Origin of the sequence: Microcoleus sp. BM001215392 (genome assembly GCF_036700185.1) — a bacterium.
In the GTDB taxonomy this organism is placed as follows: Bacteria; Cyanobacteriota; Cyanobacteriia; order Cyanobacteriales; family Microcoleaceae; genus Microcoleus.
The window spans coordinates 1-2,924 of sequence record NZ_JAUBOJ010000589.1 but is presented as its reverse complement, the minus strand read 5'-3'; the positions used below and the strand labels follow the sequence as shown (position 1 = coordinate 2,924).

At 42.6% G+C, this 2,924-nt stretch carries 4 protein-coding genes; all 4 read right to left on the bottom strand.

The genetic code is table 11. From position 1 onward, the window contains the following. Positions 1-191: 191 nt before the first annotated feature. Positions 192-590 carry an HNH endonuclease gene (locus tag QT974_RS33050; RefSeq protein ID WP_333472591.1) on the bottom strand — a complete coding sequence of 133 codons (399 nt, stop codon included), beginning with the start codon at positions 588-590 and terminating at the stop codon, positions 192-194. A gap of 3 nt (positions 591-593) precedes the next feature. After that, positions 594-941: a hypothetical protein gene (locus tag QT974_RS33045; protein ID WP_333472590.1), complete on the bottom strand. Its 348-nt coding sequence runs from the start codon at positions 939-941 to the stop codon at positions 594-596. Between the two features lie 157 nt (positions 942-1,098). Continuing rightward, positions 1,099-2,538 carry an RDD family protein gene (locus QT974_RS33040; protein WP_333472589.1) on the bottom strand — a complete coding sequence of 480 codons (1,440 nt, stop codon included), beginning with the start codon at positions 2,536-2,538 and terminating at the stop codon, positions 1,099-1,101. Positions 2,539-2,542: 4 nt separating this feature from the next. Further along, a partial coding sequence (locus tag QT974_RS33035; protein ID WP_333472588.1) for an RDD family protein occupies positions 2,543-2,924 on the bottom strand: 382 nt, incomplete at its 5' end.

Sequence of the window (2,924 nt, the reverse complement as noted above, 5' to 3'; positions counted from 1 at the left end):
CCTCCGAAAGCTATAATAACTCTAATGCCAAAGTCTTGTTGTTCTGCAAAAGATTTAGTGCCGATCCATGCTCTAACTGTTAAAGTATTCGTAAGAAAACTGCTGGCGATTCCTCTTGAGGTTCGAGGGAATCGCTAAGCTTTGTGCTGATTCCGATCGCCCTATTATGAACTAGAGAGCGTGAAGCGAAGCTATCCCGAAGGGAATCGCCTGCGTTCGGCCAGTCGCTCATCGCTGTTAAGCTGTAGCAAATTGACAGTTGTGCGCCCTTCTGGAGTTAACCCAATAATCAGGGCATCATCATCCAAGGTAAAGTGTTCGGGCCAGTTCTGCGTCCGAGGGTTGAACAGGAAACTAAAAGCGCTAGTCTGGGGATCGAAAGAACCGAGGTCTGTCCCTTTATATCGGTTGCACCGCCAGCAAGCGAAGGCGAGATTATCCGCATCAGTTGTACCTCCGTGTTTTACAGCAATTATATGGTCAACTTCGTGAGGGAAAAAACTCAAAGAAATTCCCAACAGACAATACTCGCAGCGGTAAGAAGCGCGTTCTTCAATATATCGGCGAAGGGTGGCAGAAATATAAGTCACAAATCAAGATTGGCGGGTGAGATAAGGTAGGTTGCCCATTTTGAGCATGATTACTAGATGTTCAATCCGATCGTATTCATCTAGTTCTAGTTGTTCTGCGTTCGTGAGTTCACCGGCTTTGCTGCGTGCTACCAATATCCGCAGGCGTTCTTGCATTTCAGGAGTGGGACGGAAGGCTGCGATTTCTTCCGCTGTGGGCGCGCTGGCAAGAAAGTTTAAAATATAGCGGTAGGTGCGGGACGGCAATACTGGCTGCTCGACGCACAGTCGCAAGAGTTCTGGCAGTTGTTCGCCCAAGAGTGCGAGTTGCTCAGAGAGCTCGTCGGGGACTTCAATGGTGATGGTTGTCACTGGTAAAACCCTCAAAGTACAGGAGCTATTACTTATTCTAGGGCTTTTAGGATCAAGGGCGATCGCACTTTTTGTCGTAAAGGGCGATCGCACTTTTTAGCAACCGCAGATGAAGGTGGATGGATGGGGAGGGATTAAGGGCGATCGGCTCTTAAATTCACGGGGATGCTGGCGAAGCCGGAGATGGGGATTGTTCTTGGTTTAATTGCTCCTGTGTTACACAACACTCAGGAGAAACCTCGATTGAAATATTTTTTCCACCCCGATTAATTTCAAACTTTATAGTAGAGAACAACAATGAAGATATAATTTGCGACTTAACATCATAAACATTGCCAACATTTGTTCCATTTACACTACGAATAATATCTCCTGGTCGCAGGTCTGCTTTAGCTGCTGGTGAATCCTTGTTAACTTCTTTAATTATAACATCTGTATTTTGAGAAGAGGAAGGTTCCATTCTAATTCCTATCTTGGGATAACCCTTAAAGTTAGTATTTACGGGAGATTCAACTATCGAATTATCGGGATTTACTGAAATATTACGAAAGGTAGGGGGTTTATCTGCTTCTACACGAATCAAAATGTTATCAGTTACATAAGTATTGTTAGCTTTGTTAGTATCCACATCAGTAGGATTTTCACCCACTATCACTAGCCCTTTAGATGATTGCCTAAGTGTCATTGTTTGCCAAATCTTGTAACTGCCACCTTGAGGATTATTAGGCGCATTAACTATCATAAAGCCTGAATCCCCACTCATGGATAGAACAGCCTGATGCTGATTCACGCCTGCAGCAAATTCTAACTCCCAAACCCCATTTGTACTAGGATATGCTGCTGATGAAGCTGGAGTGAGTTCTCCAAAAATGCTACTTACTTTAGGAGGTTCAGGAGTTGGCGTAGGTGTTGGAGAAGGCGTAGGTGTCACAGGTTCTTGTACACTTTCAGTCGAGGTATTCGCAGACGTATTTGCGCTGTTTTGGGTTTCAGGAACCAGTAAAAAAATTCCTTTAGATACTAAAACTGCAATTGCCATTACAACTATGGGTTTCCATGAAATTGAGCTGGACTGACCCCGACCATTAACAACGTAACATCTAGCTATAATGTCGTGAAGAGCTTGCTTTTCTGGCGTGTATACTGCCATCAAGCTGCCCACAATCAAAACTACAAACCCTATGACAACTAGGGCTATAAATACATAGACGTAAGGAGATTCATTTCCGGCTTGACTTGGTGCCATAACTGCTACTAAAACAGCTAATATCCAAAATAAAACACAAATTGACTTAGCGAAATATCTGGCTGTGGCTTTGCCAAAGGAAATTTTATTTCCCTGAAGATTGGTAACTATAATACCTACAACTCTTTTCCCAAGAGTTCCCTGCATTGAAGAACTTTCGAGGACAGCATAGTACACCCAAGATACGAGCGTTATCAATATCAAATACATACCTAGCTTGATATCTGGAGTAGTTAATTCTGCTGGCGATCGACCAACAATTATGAAGCCGACAATATTAAGAATAATCCCATCTATTAAGGACGCAACAAATCTTTTATCAATTCCTGCGTAGCCTGTTGTTCTAGTCATTTTATTATTTCCTAATTACTAAACAGCCAGATATTCGATCGTGGAGAGTTCTTCTTTTCTCAGTAAATGCACCCATCAAAAAACCAATAAATACAAGCAGGTAAGACAGCAGTTTACTGCTGTGCCTTTTTATTGCCTGTTCAAAAGTAATCTTATTTCCACTTAAATCTGTAACAATAATTCCTACTGCCATCTTGCCTAGAGTTGCTTGCATGGGAGAACTTTCCATGACTGGACAGTATATAAATCCAAGCACGACATACCAGAAAATCCAACCCCACCATAAAGTAGCAGTGCCACCAAACATTACTGTATTAATAAGAAGACTGCCACAAACAATACTTCGGACAGTTTTTAAGCAGCGAGAGTACCATAGGATAGGACTG

Coding starts and splice junctions, on each gene's coding strand:
- QT974_RS33040 (WP_333472589.1), bottom strand. CDS start 2,538: ATGACTAGAACAACAGGCTACGCAGGAATTGATAAAAGATTTGTTGCG.